General features: G+C 44.4%; 1 tRNA gene. It reads left to right on the plus strand.

The window, feature by feature from the left end:
• Window positions 1-19: 19 nt before the first annotated feature.
• Window positions 20-93 (plus strand) — tRNA-Ile (locus IS446_RS00030).
• The last annotated feature ends 150 nt before the right edge of the window (window positions 94-243 follow it).

Genomic DNA, 243 nt, shown 5'->3' on the forward strand with positions numbered 1-243 from the left:
TTAAGCTGTCAATAAATACAGTCTCGTAGCTCAGCTGGTTAGAGCGCTACACTGATAATGTAGAGGTCGGCAGTTCGAGTCTGCCCGAGACTACTGCGTACACCGAAGCCTTGGCGAAGGGGTGCAGAAGTTCTCGGCAAACGAGATAAAAAAACGTTCATTGATTAAAGATTGGAAATTCTGGAAGTTGGGTTAGATGAGAGAGTACGACTCATAATACTCATCCTCATAACTCACAACTAG

The organism is Robertkochia sediminum, assembly GCF_016786255.1.
Taxonomy (GTDB): domain Bacteria; phylum Bacteroidota; class Bacteroidia; order Flavobacteriales; family Flavobacteriaceae; genus Robertkochia; species Robertkochia sediminum.